At 33.6% G+C, this 18725-nt stretch carries 18 protein-coding genes; 8 read left to right on the forward strand and 10 right to left on the reverse strand.

Annotation, left to right across the window (positions count from 1 at the left end):
- Positions 1 to 66: 66 nt before the first annotated feature.
- The 5 genes from JG553_RS07290 to JG553_RS07310 form a co-directional block, all read right to left on the reverse strand.
- Positions 67 to 1017, reverse strand: coding sequence for a LacI family DNA-binding transcriptional regulator (locus JG553_RS07290; protein WP_000790330.1), 951 nt, complete (start codon positions 1015 to 1017; stop codon positions 67 to 69).
- A 182-nt stretch (positions 1018 to 1199) separates the two neighbouring features.
- On the reverse strand, positions 1200 to 2450 hold the full coding sequence (locus JG553_RS07295) for an ammonium transporter (RefSeq protein WP_001052270.1): 1251 nt from the start codon (positions 2448 to 2450) through the stop codon (positions 1200 to 1202).
- Positions 2451 to 2657: 207 nt separating this feature from the next.
- Complete coding sequence (locus tag JG553_RS07300; RefSeq protein WP_000581077.1) at positions 2658 to 2882, reverse strand: sulfurtransferase TusA family protein; 225 nt, start codon at positions 2880 to 2882, stop codon at positions 2658 to 2660.
- Between the two features lie 59 nt (positions 2883 to 2941).
- The gene (locus JG553_RS07305) at positions 2942 to 4021 is read right to left on the reverse strand and encodes a YeeE/YedE family protein (RefSeq protein ID WP_000266883.1); all 1080 of its coding nucleotides are present in this window, start codon (positions 4019 to 4021) and stop codon (positions 2942 to 2944) included.
- A 303-nt stretch (positions 4022 to 4324) separates the two neighbouring features.
- On the reverse strand, positions 4325 to 4960 hold the full coding sequence (locus JG553_RS07310; protein WP_001283612.1) for a redox-sensing transcriptional repressor Rex: 636 nt from the start codon (positions 4958 to 4960) through the stop codon (positions 4325 to 4327).
- A 252-nt stretch (positions 4961 to 5212) separates the two neighbouring features.
- Here JG553_RS07310 and JG553_RS07315 point away from each other — a divergent pair, with 252 nt between their 5' ends.
- Positions 5213 to 7141 (forward strand): ABC-F family ATP-binding cassette domain-containing protein, encoded by a 1929-nt coding sequence (locus tag JG553_RS07315; RefSeq protein WP_000602073.1) that lies wholly within the window; start codon positions 5213 to 5215, stop codon positions 7139 to 7141.
- A gap of 144 nt (positions 7142 to 7285) precedes the next feature.
- Here the strand turns inward: JG553_RS07315 and JG553_RS07320 are convergent, their stop codons facing one another.
- Positions 7286 to 7414, reverse strand: coding sequence for a hypothetical protein (locus tag JG553_RS07320; protein WP_001790685.1), 129 nt, complete (start codon positions 7412 to 7414; stop codon positions 7286 to 7288).
- Positions 7415 to 7502: 88 nt separating this feature from the next.
- On the opposite strand from JG553_RS07320, the gene JG553_RS07325 reads away from it, so the two are divergent.
- Positions 7503 to 9113, forward strand: a complete 1611-nt coding sequence (locus JG553_RS07325) for a MutS family DNA mismatch repair protein (RefSeq protein WP_000106330.1) — start codon at positions 7503 to 7505, stop codon at positions 9111 to 9113.
- Positions 9114 to 9214: 101 nt separating this feature from the next.
- On the opposite strand, the gene tsaD is transcribed toward JG553_RS07325, so the two are convergent.
- Genes tsaD through tsaE form a run of 4 tightly spaced genes read right to left on the reverse strand, consistent with a single transcriptional unit; the run spans position 9215 to position 11774 of the window.
- Entirely contained in the window at positions 9215 to 10240 is a 1026-nt protein-coding gene (gene tsaD / locus JG553_RS07330) for a tRNA (adenosine(37)-N6)-threonylcarbamoyltransferase complex transferase subunit TsaD (protein WP_000159034.1), read from the reverse strand.
- Positions 10233 to 10697 carry a ribosomal protein S18-alanine N-acetyltransferase gene (gene rimI / locus JG553_RS07335; protein ID WP_000372758.1) on the reverse strand — a complete coding sequence of 155 codons (465 nt, stop codon included), beginning with the start codon at positions 10695 to 10697 and terminating at the stop codon, positions 10233 to 10235. Before rimI ends, tsaD begins: the two co-directional genes overlap by 8 nt.
- Positions 10670 to 11332: a tRNA (adenosine(37)-N6)-threonylcarbamoyltransferase complex dimerization subunit type 1 TsaB gene (gene tsaB, locus JG553_RS07340; protein ID WP_001086744.1), complete on the reverse strand. Its 663-nt coding sequence runs from the start codon at positions 11330 to 11332 to the stop codon at positions 10670 to 10672. The genes rimI and tsaB overlap by 28 nt, the downstream gene beginning before the upstream one ends.
- On the reverse strand, positions 11313 to 11774 hold the full coding sequence (tsaE, locus tag JG553_RS07345; protein WP_000590798.1) for a tRNA (adenosine(37)-N6)-threonylcarbamoyltransferase complex ATPase subunit type 1 TsaE: 462 nt from the start codon (positions 11772 to 11774) through the stop codon (positions 11313 to 11315). The genes tsaB and tsaE overlap by 20 nt, the downstream gene beginning before the upstream one ends.
- Before the next feature lie 37 nt (positions 11775 to 11811).
- Between tsaE and JG553_RS07350 the strand changes: the two genes are divergently transcribed.
- The 6 genes from JG553_RS07350 (at position 11812) to JG553_RS07375 (ending at position 18724) form a co-directional block, all read left to right on the forward strand.
- On the forward strand, positions 11812 to 11967 hold the full coding sequence (locus tag JG553_RS07350; RefSeq protein ID WP_001789600.1) for a hypothetical protein: 156 nt from the start codon (positions 11812 to 11814) through the stop codon (positions 11965 to 11967).
- 317 nt (positions 11968 to 12284) lie between these two features.
- Positions 12285 to 13973, forward strand: coding sequence for a dihydroxy-acid dehydratase (gene ilvD / locus JG553_RS07355; protein WP_001255780.1), 1689 nt, complete (start codon positions 12285 to 12287; stop codon positions 13971 to 13973).
- Between the two features lie 27 nt (positions 13974 to 14000).
- Positions 14001 to 15770, forward strand: a complete 1770-nt coding sequence (ilvB, locus tag JG553_RS07360) for a biosynthetic-type acetolactate synthase large subunit (RefSeq protein ID WP_000047820.1) — start codon at positions 14001 to 14003, stop codon at positions 15768 to 15770.
- Positions 15770 to 16024, forward strand: coding sequence for an ACT domain-containing protein (locus JG553_RS07365; RefSeq protein ID WP_000196911.1), 255 nt, complete (start codon positions 15770 to 15772; stop codon positions 16022 to 16024). The genes ilvB and JG553_RS07365 overlap by 1 nt, the downstream gene beginning before the upstream one ends.
- Positions 16025 to 16160: 136 nt before the next feature.
- Entirely contained in the window at positions 16161 to 17165 is a 1005-nt protein-coding gene (gene ilvC / locus JG553_RS07370; protein ID WP_000214557.1) for a ketol-acid reductoisomerase, read from the forward strand.
- Positions 17166 to 17194: 29 nt separating this feature from the next.
- A complete protein-coding gene (locus tag JG553_RS07375) occupies positions 17195 to 18724 on the forward strand; it encodes a 2-isopropylmalate synthase (protein ID WP_000094576.1) in 1530 nt (509 codons plus the stop codon).
- Position 18725: the final 1 nt, after the last annotated feature.

Genomic DNA, 18725 nt, shown 5'->3' on the forward strand with positions numbered 1-18725 from the left:
ACTTTTAACCTATCCATTTATAGTTATATGGTATCGGTTCCACATTTATTTTAAAAAATACAGCGTCTAAATATTAACATCTACTGTGACGCTATATGGCATATCTTGCTTTTTAAGCATCTGTTGTATCTCTTCCATCGCGCATTGGCCAGCTTCAAAATAATTATAATGAATTGTTTTTATCGATGGAGACACTAATTGTGTCATTGGGTCACCACCAAAACCATATATTTGATGTGGTTTCATAACATCTTTTTTATCAGAATAATATTTATAGGCAGCTAATGCAATCGTATCAGTTGCTCCAACAACCGCATCTACTTGCTCCACATTTTCCAAAACATTTGCAACATCTTTTTGTGCTTCCACATAAGTAAAATTTGTTTCATGTATATTAGGTTTAATTTGGTATTTAGCTAACTGGTCAAGTAAACCACGTTTTCTATGTATACCAACTGCAATATCTTTTTCACTTACACTAAACACTTCAACTTGTTGATATCCCTGTTGACCAATCCATTCGCCTATAATTTGACCTGCTTTATAATCATCATGCACAATACTATGAAGTTGTTCATGTTGTTGACCAACAATAACGATTGGTACATTCATTTTATTAATGACTTCAATATGTCTCTCTGTTATGTCTGTAGCCATTAAAACAATACCATCTACTTTACTGCGTGCTAATGTTTCAAGCGCTTGTATTTCTGCTTCGATATTTAAACCTGTGTAATTTAAAATTAATTGTGATTCATATTTTTGGCATTGTTTTGCCAATCCTTTGATTGTTTCATCTACTGCATATGAATTCATTCTAGGTATAATGGCACCAATAAGGTGTGTTTGTCTCGCTCTTAAACTTTGAGCAAATTGATTCGGTTGATAGTCATGTTCTGCTATAATTCTTGTTAATTTTTCACTTGTTTTTTTACTGACAGATCCATTATTTAAAAATCTAGATACTGTACTTTTTGAAACGCCTGCCAATTTGGCAATATCAGATATATTTTTCATACTTATTCACCTATCATTATTTGTGACACTTAGCCTTATTTTAGCATATGTGTAACCGCTTTAAATAATATTTCTGCTTCTTTCATAAAAAGATTTCAAAATAAAACTTTTGTATAACAAAATGTCCCAACATCAACCTTTAGTTAAATGTCAGGACAATGAATATTCTATGTAAATATATTCTAATATCGAATATGTTTATTGAATCTATTTAGCTCACCTTCAAAGTAAGCATGTTCACCGTGAACAATCTTGTCTAATCCTATATTCGTTTCTTGTTCCGTAACAGATAATGGTGTAATTAATTTAATTACTTTCGCAATAATAAACGTCATGACTATACTAAAAATTACAACTGCTGTTACACATAATATTTGTACAAGTATAATATGTATGTCACCAGTATAAATAAAGCCATTCTCAATGTCAGGATTGGCTTTTTTACTTTGGAAAACTGCTGTTAAAACAGCACCAATAATACCACCAACACCATGAATACCAAATGCATCTAATGCATCATGATATTTTAGTTTTACCTTGATGTAATTAATGACAATATAACAACAGATACCTCCTATTAAAGCCATTATTGTTGCACTAAGATATGTTACATATCCTGCTGCAGGAGTAATGACAACTAATCCTGCTAATGCACCGAGTAAAAGTCCAAGTAAACTTGTCGTCTTTTTAAAAATATATTCTAAAATTAACCAACCTATAGCACCTGCACTGGCTGAAATGACAGTATTTGTAAATGCAAGCATCGCAATATTATCAAATGTAAAAGCACTACCTACATTAAATCCATACCAACCAATCCACACGAATATACCGCCAATCAACGTAATGATAAGATTATGTGGTGTTGATTCAGAATGTTTGTTTCCTTTTCCAATCATAATAGCTAATACTAAACCAGAAACACCTGATGTAATATGAACAACCGTACCTCCAGCGAAATCTAATACACCGAGTTTGTTAATCCAACCGCCGCCCCAAACCCAATGTGCTACTGGACTGTATACAAGAGCAGTCCATATTACTACGAATAATAAATAAGGAATAAACTTCATTTTCTCAGCGATTGAACCAGATAAAATAGAAATTGCAATCGTACAAAACATCATTTGAAATAACATAAACAAAGCGAAAGGAATATGTGGGCTAATATCTTCTTGAGTCGCAAAACCTACATGATTAAGAAAAGTATATTCCCAATTTCCGAACCATAAATTCCCATTCCCAAAACTAATTGTAAAACCAACTGTTATCCATACAAATGTAACAAGCACAATTGCTGCCATACTTTGCATGACAGTATTAAGCGCATTTTTAGATTGAACTAACCCACCATAAAATAAACTTAATCCTGGTGTCATTAACCAAACTAATAATGTACACAAAAACATAAATATCGTATCGTTAAGATTCATACTTACCACTCCCTTTTTTTCATAATAATCTGACAATTTATAAAAAGCAAAAATGCGTTAAGTTTTATTACATCTTTTGGAATAAAATGTGCCACACTATATAAAAATGATTTCATGAACTAAAAAAAAAAAGACTACTTACTCACTTTTAAATTAGCGGAAGTAGCCATAGAATCTAATATCTATTTTATTGTTAAAATGATAACGTTAAACTTTTTGAATTGTAATTGTCCATGAAGCATTATCAATTTGTTCATAGTTTGTTACAGGATAACCATTTTCTGCAGCCCAATTTGGAATGGCTTCCGTCGCTTGCGTGCAATCAAAATCAATTTTTAATTCATCTCCAGATTGCAATGTTGCCATTTTCTTTTGCGCTTCAATTAACGGAAATGGACATACCATTCCTACTGTACCTAATTCGTGTATCATAATTATTTCTCCTTTTCCAATCACTTTTATTTGATCAACATCATTTGCATAATAATCTTCTATACTATTTGCGTTTGCTGTTTAACCTTTGCAGATTGTTGGTGTACTTTTTTCATTGGACGAACAAAGATAAAATGACTCATTGTCCATACACCAACTATCATCGATGCTAGCGCAATCCATCCTTGCCAAGTCATCGTTGCCGTTTCAACCAAACCGTTACCGATAGAACAACCACCAGCAACTGACGCACCAAATCCCATACATATGCCACCAATGGCACTGTTTCGTATTGTAATCTTGTCTGGCAATCGCCATTTAAATTCTCTTGATCCTCTAGCTGCAATATATGAACCAATGAAAATTCCTAGAACTAAAAAGACACCCCAATCAATAAATTTAGTTTCACCTGTAATCAAAAAGTGTACTAAATTTGCTGAAGGCGTTGTTATACCTAAACCGTCATTTCTTCCAGTTGATGCACTCATTGGCCAAGCTAAGAGTGCGATAAGTCCAATTACAATTGCTGCAATAAATGGATGGTATCGTTTTTCGAAAAGGTAATATCTAATACCTGTATAACGTTGCTTTAGTTTTGGAACAGCAACTCGAACTTTCTTATTATTGAGTGTTCTTACAACTAGAAAAATGGTGATTATAGTTAATATAACGACTAATCCCCAAAACGGAATGCCAGTTGTTTGAGACATATCACTATTTACATTCGTTGGTTGATTAATTTTATCCATTACTGGCTTTAAAATCCCTGTTTTAGTGATTGCTGCAGTAACAGCATATAATACTAATGCAATCCAACTACCAATTAGCCCTTCACCAGCGCGATACCAAGTACCTGTTGCACATCCTCCAGCCAATACTATTCCAATTCCAAAAATAAAAGAACCTATAATTGTTCCCAATATTGGAAAACTATGTGCAGGAATTTGTAAAATATCTGTTGCCGTCAAAATCAATAATCCTATACTTTGAATAGTAATAGCGATTAATAATGCATAGAACATCTTATTATTCTTTTGCACATACATATCTCGAAAGCCACCTGTTAAACAAAATCTTGTTCTTTGCATGACAAAACCTAAGAGTCCCCCGACAATTAAGCCACTAAAAATCATCCACATAATCCTAACCTCTCATTTCCGATAAGTTTAGTATGTATTATAGGTGATGATTTTCTTGTTTTCAACCTTATACACAATATTTTTGATATTTATATTATATTCATATAAGGAAGGCGATTAATTACGATTCATCATTATATCTCTACGTGTTAATTTATTAACCTATACTATATTTATCAACACAACAGTTTTTCCTTTCATTTTCAAACATAACAGAAAAAGCCTGAGACATACTTAGTCCCAGACTGTTCTATAATTAATTAAAGATATAACAAGGTTAATCATTCAAAGCTAACATCACATTTATTCACTGTAATTTTTCATAAAGAATAATAATGACTGTAATTCTATACCTAAGTCAATTTGATGTACTTGCACATCTGAAGGCGTATTAATTCTACCAGGAGTGAAGTTTAAAATACCTTTCACACCAGCTTGGACGAGTTCATCTGCAACTTTCTGTGCAACTCTTTCTGGTGTAGTTAGAATCACAACATCTATTTCTTCCTTCTTCAATGTTGTTATTAATTCATCGTTATCTTTAACAATAACGTTCCCTATTTTCTGGCCAATAACATCTTCTTTTACGTCAAACGCTTCTGTAATCGTCATATCGTCATGTATTGAAAAGTTATATGTGAGCAAAGCTTTCCCTAGGTTCCCAACTCCGACAATTGCGATTTTGATCATGTCACTCTCGCTTAGTTCAGATTTAAAGAAATCCAATAAACTATCTATATTATATCCGTACCCTTTTTTACCTAATTCGCCAAAATATGAAAAGTCACGACGAATTGTTGCCGAGTCAATTTGTAACGCATCGCTAATCGCTTTTGAATTTACACGATCTATACCTTTAGATTTTAATGAACTGACAAATCTATAATATAACGGCAAACGTTTTAAAGTTGCTCGAGGAATTTTAACTTGGTCACTCATTCGCTATTTCCTCCTTCGTGTTTGAATGAATTATATCTATGTATTCAAACGAGTTAGAGCGTAATTGTTAGATTATTAAAAAACAAATAATTGATTACAATGAATACCTAAATATTATACATTATTGAATTTTAAAAATAAATATCTTAGTTTCAAGACGGCGTTTTATACTGTAAAATGGTTATTAATGTAATAATTACGACTTGTTTCATAAGTTAATAAAATTTGAGAAAGACGAAAGGTGAAGATCGAATGATACTTTTACAACTCAATCATATATCAAAATCGTTCGATGGTGAAGATATATTTACTGATGTTGATTTTGAAGTAAAAACTGGTGAACGAATTGGTATCGTAGGAAGAAATGGCGCCGGTAAATCAACATTGATGAAAATTATAGCTGGCGTAGAAAACTATGATTCTGGAAATGTGTCAAAAATTAAAAACTTAAAACTAGGTTATTTAACTCAACAAATGACTTTAAATTCTAATGCAACAGTTTTTGAAGAAATGTCAAAACCATTTGAACATATTAAACGAATGGAAAGCTTAATCAAAGAAGAAACAGATTGGTTATCAAAACATGCAAATGATTACGATAGTGATACATATAAAACACATATGTCCCGTTATGAATCTTTATCGAATCAATTTGAACAATTAGAAGGATATCAATATGAAAGTAAAATTAAAACAGTACTTTACGGGTTAAATTTTAGTGAAGAAGATTTCAATAAACCTATCAATGATTTTAGCGGTGGCCAAAAAACACGTTTATCTTTAGCTCAAATGCTATTAAACGAACCTGATTTATTACTTTTAGATGAACCTACTAACCACTTAGATTTAGAAACGACAAAGTGGCTTGAAGATTATCTACGTTATTTTAAAGGTGCAATCGTCATCATCAGCCATGATCGTTACTTTTTAGATAAAATAGTTACTCAAATTTATGATGTGGCTTTAGGTGATGTCAAACGCTATGTTGGTAATTACGAGGAATTTATACAGCAACGGGATTTATATTATCAAAAACGAATGCAAGAATATGAAAGTCAACAAGCAGAAATAAAACGATTAGAAACTTTTGTTGAGAAAAATATTACCCGTGCTTCAACAAGTGGAATGGCAAAAAGTAGACGTAAGATTTTAGAAAAAATGGAACGCATTGATAAACCAATGTTAGATGCCAAAAGTGCAAATATTCAATTTGGCTTTGACCGGAATACAGGTAATGACGTCATGCATGTAAAAAATTTAGAAATCGGTTATCAAACTGCAATTACCAAACCTATGAGTATAGAGGTCTCTAAAGGCGATCATATAGCAATCATTGGGCCAAATGGTATTGGAAAATCGACCTTAATTAAAACTATTGCTAATCAACAAAAAGCGCTTAATGGCGATATTACTTTCGGCGCAAATTTACAAATTGGTTATTATGATCAAAAGCAAGCAGAATTTAAATCTAGTAAAACGATTTTAGATTATGTGTGGGATCAATATCCGTTAATGAATGAAAAAGATATTCGAGCAGTTCTTGGACGTTTCTTATTTGTACAAGACGATGTTAAAAAGATAATTAATGATTTATCTGGTGGTGAAAAAGCACGTTTACAACTAGCACTACTTATGTTGCAACGTGACAATGTACTTATTTTAGATGAACCTACCAACCACCTCGATATAGATTCAAAAGAAATGTTAGAGCAAGCACTCCAACATTTTGAAGGAACAATACTATTTGTTTCCCATGATCGTTACTTTATTAACCAATTAGCAAACAAGGTATTTGATTTAACAATTGATGGCGGAAAGATGTATTTAGGAGATTATCAATATTACATTGAAAAAGTTGAGGAAGCGGAAGCGTTGAAAGCGCACCAAGAAGAACAGTCAGTTAACGTACAAGCACATAAAAAGTCTATGGAACAATCGTCGTATCATAACCAAAAAGAACAAAGACGTGAACAACGCAAACTTGAACGACAAATATCCGAGTGTGAAAATGAAATAGAAACTTTAGAGACTACTATCTTACAAATAGACGAGCAATTTACCCAACCAGAAGTGTATAACAATCCACAAAAAGCAAACGAATTAGCTATCCAAAAACAAGATAGCGAACAAAAATTAGAACACGCTATGTCTAAATGGGAAGAATTACAACAAAAACTATAAAAATATACATAACTCTAACTGTAAAATCGCTATAGTTAGAGTTATTTTTTTACAAATTTTAATTTTTTTTATTCACAATAAAAACGCTGATATTATAGCTATCCACAGACTTATCCTAGTTACCCACAAGTAAATTAACACTAATCAATCATTTATTTTCTGTTTTCCCACCTGATATCCACAATAAATGACGTTATCAACACCTTTTATCCACAAGTTATTCACTCTTTGTTGATAAGTACGCATGTTCTCTATTGACATTGTTTTTATCAAAATTCATTGTTAAGACATTTTCTTTATGAAATAATAATAATATTGAAGTATATTTTTATTATTATTAAAAATAAATAAGGGGATACTTATGAGCACAAATCAAACATTTTTAATATTTGTTATAGCAATTATTCTACTTACATCTGTAATAGGAATTGTTGGACGATACATGAGTCGTCAACGTCTATTAAAATCTATGGAAACATTATGGCAAACGATTTCTCCATTAGAAGCTTTTATCAGACCGAACTCACATTTCGACTATGAGTATAAGCTCTACAAGGAAAAATTTGAATCACATTCATTAGTTGATGATAAAACTTGGTCCGACTTAAATATGAATGCAATCTTTCATAAGATGAATTATAATTTAACAGCTATTGGTGAAATGAAGCTATATGCCTGTTTACGTGGAATGCTTTCAATTACGAACAAATCATTACTTAGTTTATTTAATGATAATGCTGAATTTAGAAAAAACGTAACATATCATTTAGCTTTGATTGGTAAAACTGTTTATCCAACATTTCCAGACCAAATCACACCGGTAAAACGTCAAAATATATTGTTTCTATGCCCGTTTTTACCAGTTATCTCATTTGCAGTTATATTTATTAATTCACAAGTTGGTATTTTATTATTTCTTATGAGTTGCCTATTTAATATCATTTTATCAGCAACTTTAAAGCGTACATATGAGGATGACTTAAAATCTATCTTTTATGCATCCAATGTTTTAAAACAAGGCTATACTATCTCAAAAATTAAACATGCTCCACAACCTGAAGTCAATTTTAAGCAATTTAGAACAGCACGTCATTTAACGAGTGTTTTAGCTGAAGTTAATGATGAAGATATCGGAGCTATGGTAATTAAACTAGTTAAACTTATTTTCATGCTTGATTATGTTTTATTTCATTCAATTCAAAAAAGCTATACAACACATATGAATGAGCTTAAAAATTGTTTCGATTACATAGCTGAATTAGATAATCATTATGCATTAGCAATGTATCGTAGAACGCTAGAATGTTATACTGAACCACAAATTGATGATTCAAATGATGGCATAGTATTCTCTGAGTTAACACATCCACTCATAGCAGATGCAGTAGCCAATGATTTCTCACTATCACAAAATATACTGTTAACTGGGTCTAATGCTTCGGGTAAATCAACATTTATGAAATCCATAGCAATAAACATTATTCTTGCATCGGCTATACAAACAGTTACCGCAAGCAAATTTGTATATCAACCTGGAATTGTGTTCACGTCAATGGCAAATGCCGATGATGTGTTATCAGGCGATAGTTATTTTATGGCTGAATTAAAATCTATTAAGCGTATTGTTGAAATTCCAGATAATCAAAAAATATACTGCTTTATAGATGAAATTTTTAAAGGTACCAACACAACTGAACGAATTGCCGCTTCAGAATCAGTACTATCATTTTTACATGAAAAATCTAACTTTAGAGTTATTGCAGCAACACATGATATTGAGTTAGCTGAACTCTTAAAACAACGTTATGAAAATTACCATTTCAATGAGGTAATAGAAAATAATAACATACATTTTGATTACAAAATTAAGCCTGGCAAAGCAAATACACGTAATGCCATCGAATTATTAAAAATCACTTCATTTCCAGCAAAAATATATGAACGAGCAAAAGATAATGTCCCGAAAATTTAGCATTTAACTTTAAACATAAAAACGTCAGCTATCACATGACAGAAGACTATGAACAGTTTCAATAATGTTCATAGTAATCATGTTAATAACTGACGTTTATTTTATTCTGCAGAATACTCTTCTAAATCTATATTGCTGTGCCCATTTAATGCTAAATCAGCAAATCGACCTTGCTGATACAAATAGTGGCCGGCAACGCCTATCATTGCAGCATTATCTGTGCATAATTTAGGACTTGGGATAGTTAATTGAATGTCATTGACTTTGCATTGATCCGCTAAAGATTGACGTAATCCTTTATTACTCGCCACGCCACCAGCAACAATTAATCGCTGAACACCATATTCTTTACAAGCTTGAATAGCTTTAAACGTGAGCACCTCTACAACACTGTTTTGAAAGCTCGTTGCTACGTTAGCTTCAATGATTGGAATATTTTTTTGTCGTTGATTGTGAAGTTGATTGATTACGGCACTTTTCAACCCACTAAAACTAAAATCATAACTATCTTTATCCAACCAAACACGAGGGAATGAATAAGTATCTTCACCTTCAGCAGCCAACCGATCAACTTGTGGACCACCTGGATAATTTAAACCAATTGTTCGTGCCACTTTATCATAAGCCTCACCTACTGCGTCATCTCGTGTTTCACCAATGACTTCAAATGATAAATGATCCTTCATATAAACTAATTCAGTATGTCCACCTGAAACAATAAGTGCAATTAGCGGGAATGTTAATGGCTCTTCTATGTGATTAGCATATATATGTCCTGCAATATGATGAACAGGAATAAGTGGCTTATCGTAAGCAAATGCCAATGCTTTGGCTGCATTAACACCTATTAGTAACGCACCAATTAGTCCAGGGCCTTCTGTAACCGCTATGGCATCAATATCTTCTATTGATACATCGGCATCCCCTAGAGCCTCGTTTATTGTTGCTGTTATACCTTCAACGTGATGTCTACTTGCCACTTCGGGAACGACACCGCCAAATCGTTTATGACTTTCAATCTGACTTAAAACTGTATTTGATAAAATATCTCTGCCATTTTTTATAACACTAACGCTTGTTTCATCACAACTTGTTTCAACAGCTAGTATTAATATATCTTTAGTCATTTAAATTCACCCACATAACCATTGCGTCCTCACCTTCACCATAATAATTTTTACGTTTACCACCATATTGAAATCCTAAATTTTCATATACATGTTGTGCCACTTTATTATTAACTCTTACTTCTAAACTCATCACATCACAAGTGTGACTTGCATAGTTTATTCCGTATTTTAAAAGCATTTGACCTAAACCATAGCCTCTATAATTATCATCGATTGCAACTGTTGTAATTTGAGCTTGATCGATAACAATCCATAAACCTAAATAACCAATAATTTGTTGTTCAAATTCTAAGACAAAATATTTCGCAAAGTTATTTTGCTCTATTTCATGATAAAATGCGTCAATTGTCCAAGAACTGTCATTGAAACTCCGACGCTCAAGATCAAAGACTTGTGGCACATCTTCTTTAGTCATCTCTCTAATGTTTAATTGTTCTTTTGACTGTTGATCCAATTTCGTTCCGCCTCAGCTAATTTATGGTATTTAGGAGTAAATGTATGTACGTCTGAAGGTTTATCTAGCAATTGATACATGACTGATGCATTTGGTAGCTGCGCAATCACTTCACCTTGTAATTCATCTTGTAATTTTACAGTATCTTTCCCAATATAAATAAATGGTTGGTTTAAATCTTCTAAAAAAGCTCGCAATGCCTCTATCGACATATATTGATCTTCTAAAATAGTCACTAATTGACCATTTTGCCACTGGAATATGCCTGTATAAACTGCTTGTCGTCTTGCATCAAACACAGGAACCAATAATTTATCAGTATGATCGATTGTTGCTGCCAATGCCTTTAATGATGAAACACCATATAATTTAACATCTAACGCATACGCTAATGTTTTAGCAACAGTAACACCGATACGTAAGCCAGTATATGAACCAGGACCTTCAGCAACAATAATCGCATCTAATTGCTGTTTAGCTATTTTGCTCTGCTCAAATAGCTGACTAATCGCAGGCATTAATTGCACTGAATGATTTTGTTTAGAATCCGTAGTTATTTCAGCTAAAACTTCATCGTTTTGCATCAATGCTACTGATAATGGTTGATTCGATGTATCAATGAGCAGCGAATTCATGGATAATTGCCTCCTTAATTTGTTCATAATGTTCTCCTTGCGCGAACAACTCAATTTGTCTTGTATTTTCAGATATTGTTGAAATGTTAATAGATAAATGCGTCGCTGGAAGTAAATCTTTTATAAATTGACTCCATTCAATAACAGTAATTGCCTGATCTTCGAAAAATTCATCAAATCCTAAATCTTCATCAGAATCTTCTAAGCGATAACAATCCATATGATGCAATTTTAAATTTTTACCCCTATATGATTTAATGATGTTAAATGTCGGGGAATTAATCGTACGTCTTACACCAAGAGCTTTTCCTATAAATTGCGTTAACGTTGTTTTACCTGCTCCTAAATCTCCGTTAAGTAAAATCAAATCACCACTTTTCAATTGCTCAACTAAAAATATAGCAAATTGATTCATTTCATCTAAATTATTTATCTTTATCAATGTTGATTCTCCTATATTATGCTTTTCATTCATAAAAATGATTATCCATTGTTCAATCGTATCTAACTTTATATTTAACCTTTATATTGTAACAAATTTCAACTTAAATTTCTTATCTTTGAAACAGATTATCTATTCAAAGTTAATTGTAAGAAAATTTAAAATATTTGTTGACATACTAAAGCAGATATAGTAAATTAAATTTATCAAATTTTTAGACAATTCTAACTATTAAAGTGATATATACCATTCACGGAAGGAGTATAATAAAATGCTTAATCAATATACTGAACATCAACCGACAACTTCAAATATTATTATTTTATTATACTCTTTAGGACTCGAACGTTAGTAAATATTTACTAAACGCTTTAAGTCCTATTTCTGTTTGAATGGGACTTGTAAACGTCCCAATAATATTGGGACGTTTTTTTATGTTTTATCTTTCAATTACTTATTTTTATTACTATAAAACATGATTAATCATTAAAATTTACGGGGGAATTTACTATGCGAAGCGACATGATCAAAAAAGGAGATCACCAAGCACCAGCAAGAAGTCTTTTACATGCCACGGGCGCGCTAAAAAGTCCAACTGATATGAACAAACCATTTGTAGCTATTTGTAACTCTTATATTGATATTGTTCCTGGACATGTTCACTTGAGAGAGCTTGCAGATATAGCTAAAGAAGCAATTAGAGAAGCCGGTGCCATTCCATTTGAATTCAATACAATTGGTGTTGATGATGGAATAGCTATGGGACATATCGGAATGCGATATTCTCTACCATCACGTGAAATTATTGCAGATGCAGCTGAAACTGTAATTAACGCTCATTGGTTTGACGGCGTATTTTACATTCCTAATTGTGACAAGATTACACCCGGTATGATTTTAGCAGCCATGAGGACAAACGTACCAGCTATCTTTTGCTCTGGTGGACCAATGAAAGCTGGCTTATCTGCACATGGAAAAGCATTAACACTTTCATCAATGTTTGAAGCAGTCGGCGCATTTAAAGAAGGATCGATTTCTAAAGAAGAATTTTTAGATATGGAACAAAATGCCTGCCCTACTTGTGGTTCATGTGCTGGGATGTTTACTGCAAATTCAATGAACTGTTTGATGGAAGTTTTAGGTCTAGCATTACCATACAACGGTACTGCACTTGCAGTCAGTGATCAGCGACGAGAAATGATTCGCCAAGCAGCTTTTAAATTAGTTGAAAATATTAAAAATGATTTAAAACCACGTGATATCGTTACTCGCGAAGCAATTGATGATGCATTTGCACTTGATATGGCTATGGGTGGTTCAACAAACACGGTACTGCATACGTTAGCCATTGCCAATGAAGCTGGTATTGATTATGACTTAGAGCGCATTAATGCTATTGCCAAACGCACGCCATATTTATCAAAAATAGCACCTAGTTCATCGTATTCAATGCATGATGTGCATGAAGCTGGTGGCGTCCCAGCAATTATTAATGAATTGATGAAGAAAGATGGCACGTTACACCCAGATAGAATCACAGTTACTGGCAAAACGTTACGTGAAAATAACGAAGGCAAAGAAATTAAGAACTTTGATGTCATTCACCCTCTTGATGCACCATATGATGCACAAGGCGGTTTATCTATCTTATTTGGTAATATCGCCCCTAAAGGCGCAGTTATTAAAGTTGGCGGCGTTGATCCATCTATCAAAACATTTACTGGGAAAGCAATTTGTTTCAATTCGCATGATGAAGCTGTTGAAGCAATAGACAATCGTACCGTTCGTGCAGGCCACGTCGTTGTCATTAGATATGAAGGACCTAAAGGTGGACCAGGTATGCCTGAAATGTTAGCACCTACTTCCTCTATTGTTGGTCGCGGCTTAGGTAAAGATGTTGCATTAATTACTGATGGGCGTTTTTCCGGTGCCACAAGAGGTATTGCAGTTGGTCATATTTCCCCTGAAGCTGCATCTGGTGGACCAATTGCCTTAATTGAAGATGGTGATGAGATTACTATTGATTTAACAAATCGTACATTAAACGTAAACCAGCCTGAAGATGTTCTAGCGCGTCGCCGAGAATCTTTAACACCATTTAAAGCGAAAGTAAAAACAGGTTATCTAGCTCGTTATACTGCCCTAGTAACTAGCGCAAATACAGGTGGCGTCATGCAAGTCCCTGAGAATTTAATTTAATTTATTTTTATATTGGAGATGGTTAAAATGTCTAAAACTCAACATGAAGTAAACCAAAATATTGACCCTTTAAAAATGGCTGAATCACTTGAACCTGAACAACTAAATGAAAAAACTTTAAATGATATGCGTTCAGGATCAGAAGTGCTAGTAGAAGCTCTACTTAAAGAAAATGTGGATTATTTATTCGGTTATCCTGGTGGTGCCGTACTACCTTTATATGACACGTTTTATGATGGTAAAATCAAACATATTTTAGCAAGACACGAACAAGGTGCTGTTCATGCTGCAGAAGGTTATGCACGTGTATCTGGTAAAACTGGCGTCGTTGTAGTTACAAGCGGTCCAGGTGCAACTAATGTAATGACAGGTATTACGGATGCACATTGCGACTCTTTACCTCTAGTTGTATTCACTGGACAAGTTGCTACACCAGGCATTGGTAAAGATGCATTCCAAGAAGCGGATATTCTATCTATGACTTCACCAATTACAAAACAAAATTATCAAGTGAAACGTGTTGAAGATATCCCTAAAATCGTACACGAAGCTTTCCATGTAGCTAATTCTGGACGCAAAGGTCCTGTAGTGATTGATTTTCCAAAAGATATGGGTGTTTTAGCTACAAATGTGGATTTATGCGACGAAATCAATATTCCAGGTTATGAAGTTGTTACAGAACCAGAAAATAAAGACATTGACACTTTCATCTCACTTTTAAAAGAAGCGAAAAAGCCTGTCGTATTAGCCGGCGCAGGTATTAATCAATCAAAATCAAATCAATTATTAACACAGTTTGTTAATAAACATCAAATCCCAACAGTTACTACTTTACTAGGTCTAGGTGCTGTACCTTATGAGGATACACTATTTTTAGGTATGGGAGGAATGCATGGTTCTTATGCTAGTAACATGGCATTAACTGAGTGTGATTTACTCATTAATTTAGGTAGCCGCTTCGATGATAGATTAGCAAGCAAACCTGATGCCTTTGCACCTAACGCCAAAATTGTACATGTAGATATTGATCCTTCAGAAATCAATAAAGTTATTCATGTAGATTTAGGTATTATTGCAGACTGTAAAAGATTTTTAGAATGTTTAAATGATAAAAATGTTGAGACTATAGAACACAGTGACTGGGTTAAACATTGTCAAAATAATAAGCAGAAACACCCATTTAAACTTGGTGAAGAAGATCAAGTATTTTGTAAGCCACAACAAACAATCGAATATATCGGCAAAATTACAAATGGTGAAGCAATTGTTACTACAGACGTGGGACAACATCAAATGTGGGCAGCTCAATTTTATCCATTTAAAAATCACGGACAATGGGTTACAAGCGGTGGTTTAGGAACAATGGGATTCGGTATTCCTTCGTCAATTGGTGCCAAATTAGCTAATCCTGATAAAACAGTCGTATGTTTCGTCGGTGACGGTGGTTTCCAAATGACAAACCAAGAAATGGCACTTTTACCCGAATATGGTTTAGATGTCAAAATCGTACTAATCAATAATGGAACATTAGGTATGGTTAAACAATGGCAAGATAAGTTCTTTAATCAACGCTTCTCACACTCAGTATTTAATGGTCAACCTGATTTTATGAAAATGGCAGAAGCATATGGCGTCAAAGGTTTCTTAATCGATAAGCCAGAACAACTGGAAGAACAATTAGATGCAGCGTTTGCTTATCAAGGACCAGCTTTAATTGAGGTTCGTATTTCCCCTACTGAAGCTGTAACCCCAATGGTTCCGAGTGGCAAATCAAATCATGAAATGGAGGGCTTATAATGACAAGAATTCTTAAATTACAAGTTGCGGATCAAGTCAGCACGCTAAATCGAATTACAAGTGCTTTTGTTCGCCTACAATATAATATCGATACATTACATGTTACACATTCTGAACAACCTGGGATTTCTAACATGGAAATTCAAGTCGATATTCAAGATGATACATCACTTCATATATTAATTAAAAAATTAAAACAACAAATTAATGTTTTAACGGTTGAATGCTACGACCTTGTTGATAACGAAGCTTAATTTTAAGACAAAGGCAATGATGCGCTAATTAGTTATAGATATATCATAGGCTGCTAGTTAACATCTGCCACTATTACAAAGTTATATTTCAGAATTTTCGAAACACAAAATATTTAATTATTTGGAGGAATTTATTATGACAACAGTTTATTATGATCAAGATGTAAAAACGGACGCTTTACAAGGCAAAAAAATTGCAGTAGTAGGTTATGGATCACAAGGTCACGCGCATGCACAAAACTTAAAAGACAATGGATATGATGTAGTCATCGGCATTCGCCCAGGTCGTTCTTTTGACAAAGCTAAAGAAGATGGATTTGATGTGTTCCCTGTTGCAGAAGCAGTTAAGCAAGCTGATGTAATTATGGTGCTATTACCTGATGAAATTCAAGGTGATGTATACAAAAACGAAATTGAACCAAATTTAGAAAAACATAATGCGCTTGCATTTGCTCATGGCTTTAACATTCATTTTGGTGTTATTCAACCACCAGCTGATGTTGATGTATTTTTAGTAGCTCCTAAAGGACCGGGTCATTTAGTTAGACGTACATTTGTTGAAGGTTCTGCTGTACCATCACTATTTGGTATTCAACAAGGCGCTTCAGGTCAAGCACGTAATATTGCTTTAAGTTATGCAAAAGGTATTGGTGCAACTCGTGCAGGTGTTATTGAAACAACATTTAAAGAAGAAACTGAGACAGATTTATTTGGTGAACAAGCAGTACTTTGCGGTGGTGTATCGAAATTAATTCAAAGTGGCTTTGAAACATTAGTAGAAGCGGGTTATCAACCAGAATTAGCTTATTTTGAAGTATTACATGAAATGAAATTAATCGTTGATTTGATGTATGAAGGCGGTATGGAAAATGTACGTTACTCAATTTCAAATACTGCTGAATTTGGTGACTATGTTTCAGGACCACGTGTTATCACACCAGATGTTAAAGAAAATATGAAAGCTGTATTAACTGATATCCAAAATGGTAACTTCAGTAATCGCTTTATCGAAGACAATAAAAATGGATTCAAAGAATTTTATAAATTACGCGAAGAACAACATGGTCATCAAATTGAAAAAGTTGGTCGTGAATTACGCGAAATGATGCCTTTTATTAAATCTAAAAGCATTGAAAAATAAGATAGACCTACAATGAGGAGTTGTTAAATATGAGTAGTCATATTCAAATTTTTGATACGACACTAAGAGACGGTGAACAAACACCAGGAGTGAATTTTACTTTTGATGAACGCTTGCGTATTGCATTGCAATTAGAAAAATGGGGTGTAGATGTTATTGAAGCTGGATTTCCTGCTTCAAGTACAGGTAGCTTTAAATCTGTTCAAGCAATTGCACAAACATTAACAACAACGGCTGTATGTGGTTTAGCTAGATGTAAAAAATCTGACATCGATGCTGTATATGAAGCAACAAAAGATGCAGCGAAGCCGGTCGTGCATGTTTTTATAGCAACATCACCTATTCATCTTGAACATAAACTTAAAATGTCTCAAGAAGACGTTTTAGCATCTATTAAAGAACATGTCACATACGCGAAACAATTATTTGACGTTGTTCAATTTTCACCTGAAGATGCAACGCGTACTGAATTACCATTCTTAGTGAAATGTGTACAAACTGCCGTTGACGCTGGAGCTACAGTTATTAATATTCCTGATACAGTCGGCTACAGTTACCATGATGAATATGCACATATTTTCAAAACCTTAACAGAATCTGTAACATCTTCAAATGAAATTATTTATAGTGCTCATTGCCATGACGATTTAGGAATGGCTGTTTCAAATAGTTTAGCTGCAATTGAAGGCGGTGCGAGACGAATTGAAGGCACTGTAAATGGTATTGGTGAACGAGCAGGTAATGCAGCACTTGAAGAAGTCGCGCTTGCACTATACGTTCGAAATGATCATTATGGTGCTCAAACTGCTCTTAATCTCGAAGAAACTAAAAAAACATCGGATTTAATTTCAAGATATGCAGGTATTCGAGTGCCTAGAAATAAAGCAATTGTTGGCCAAAATGCATTTAGTCATGAATCAGGTATTCACCAAGATGGCGTATTAAAACATCGTGAAACATATGAAATTATGACACCTCAACTTGTTGGTGTAAGCACGACTGAACTTCCATTAGGAAAATTATCTGGTAAACACGCCTTCTCAGAGAAGTTAAAAGCATTAGGTTATGACATTGATAAAGAAGCGCAAATAGATTTATTTAAACAATTCAAGGCCATTGCGGACAAAAAGAAATCTGTTTCAGATAGAGATATTCATGCGATTATTCAAGGTTCTGAGCATGAGCATCAAGCACTTTATAAATTGGAAACACTGCAACTACAATATGTCTCTAGCGGCCTTCAAAGTGCTGTTGTTGTTGTTAAAGATAAAGAGGGTCATATTTACCAGGATTCAAGTATTGGTACTGGTTCAATCGTAGCAATTTACAATGCAGTTGATCGTATTTTCCAGAAAGAAACAGAATTAATTGATTATCGTATTAATTCTGTCACTGAAGGTACTGATGCCCAAGCAGAAGTACATGTAAATTTATTGATTGAAGGTAAGACTGTCAATGGCTTTGGTATTGATCATGATATTTTACAAGCCTCTTGTAAAGCATACGTAGAAGCACATGCTAAATTTGCAGCTGAAAATGTTGAGAAGGTAGGTAATTAAT

The sequence above is a fragment of the Staphylococcus sp. T93 genome (genome assembly GCF_016743875.1).
In the GTDB taxonomy this organism is placed as follows: Bacteria; Bacillota; Bacilli; order Staphylococcales; family Staphylococcaceae; genus Staphylococcus; species Staphylococcus aureus.

What these genes read in the sequence shown, in the direction of transcription:
- JG553_RS07365 (WP_000196911.1), top strand. Translation starts at nt 15,770, where the DNA reads ATGACAAGAATTCTTAAATTACAAGTTGCGGATCAAGTCAGCACGCTA.
- tsaD (WP_000159034.1), bottom strand. Translation starts at nt 10,240, where the DNA reads ATGACTAAAGATATATTAATACTAGCTGTTGAAACAAGTTGTGATGAA.
- JG553_RS07295 (WP_001052270.1), bottom strand. Translation starts at nt 2,450, where the DNA reads ATGAATCTTAACGATACGATATTTATGTTTTTGTGTACATTATTAGTT.
- JG553_RS07350 (WP_001789600.1), top strand. Translation starts at nt 11,812, where the DNA reads ATGATTATCCATTGTTCAATCGTATCTAACTTTATATTTAACCTTTAT.
- JG553_RS07325 (WP_000106330.1), top strand. Translation starts at nt 7,503, where the DNA reads ATGAGCACAAATCAAACATTTTTAATATTTGTTATAGCAATTATTCTA.
- tsaB (WP_001086744.1), bottom strand. Translation starts at nt 11,332, where the DNA reads ATGAATTCGCTGCTCATTGATACATCGAATCAACCATTATCAGTAGCA.
- ilvB (WP_000047820.1), top strand. Translation starts at nt 14,001, where the DNA reads ATGTCTAAAACTCAACATGAAGTAAACCAAAATATTGACCCTTTAAAA.
- JG553_RS07300 (WP_000581077.1), bottom strand. Translation starts at nt 2,882, where the DNA reads ATGATACACGAATTAGGTACAGTAGGAATGGTATGTCCATTTCCGTTA.
- JG553_RS07315 (WP_000602073.1), top strand. Translation starts at nt 5,213, where the DNA reads ATGATACTTTTACAACTCAATCATATATCAAAATCGTTCGATGGTGAA.
- ilvD (WP_001255780.1), top strand. Translation starts at nt 12,285, where the DNA reads ATGCGAAGCGACATGATCAAAAAAGGAGATCACCAAGCACCAGCAAGA.
- JG553_RS07375 (WP_000094576.1), top strand. Translation starts at nt 17,195, where the DNA reads ATGAGTAGTCATATTCAAATTTTTGATACGACACTAAGAGACGGTGAA.
- JG553_RS07310 (WP_001283612.1), bottom strand. Translation starts at nt 4,960, where the DNA reads ATGAGTGACCAAGTTAAAATTCCTCGAGCAACTTTAAAACGTTTGCCG.
- JG553_RS07305 (WP_000266883.1), bottom strand. Translation starts at nt 4,021, where the DNA reads ATGTGGATGATTTTTAGTGGCTTAATTGTCGGGGGACTCTTAGGTTTT.
- JG553_RS07290 (WP_000790330.1), bottom strand. Translation starts at nt 1,017, where the DNA reads ATGAAAAATATATCTGATATTGCCAAATTGGCAGGCGTTTCAAAAAGT.
- ilvC (WP_000214557.1), top strand. Translation starts at nt 16,161, where the DNA reads ATGACAACAGTTTATTATGATCAAGATGTAAAAACGGACGCTTTACAA.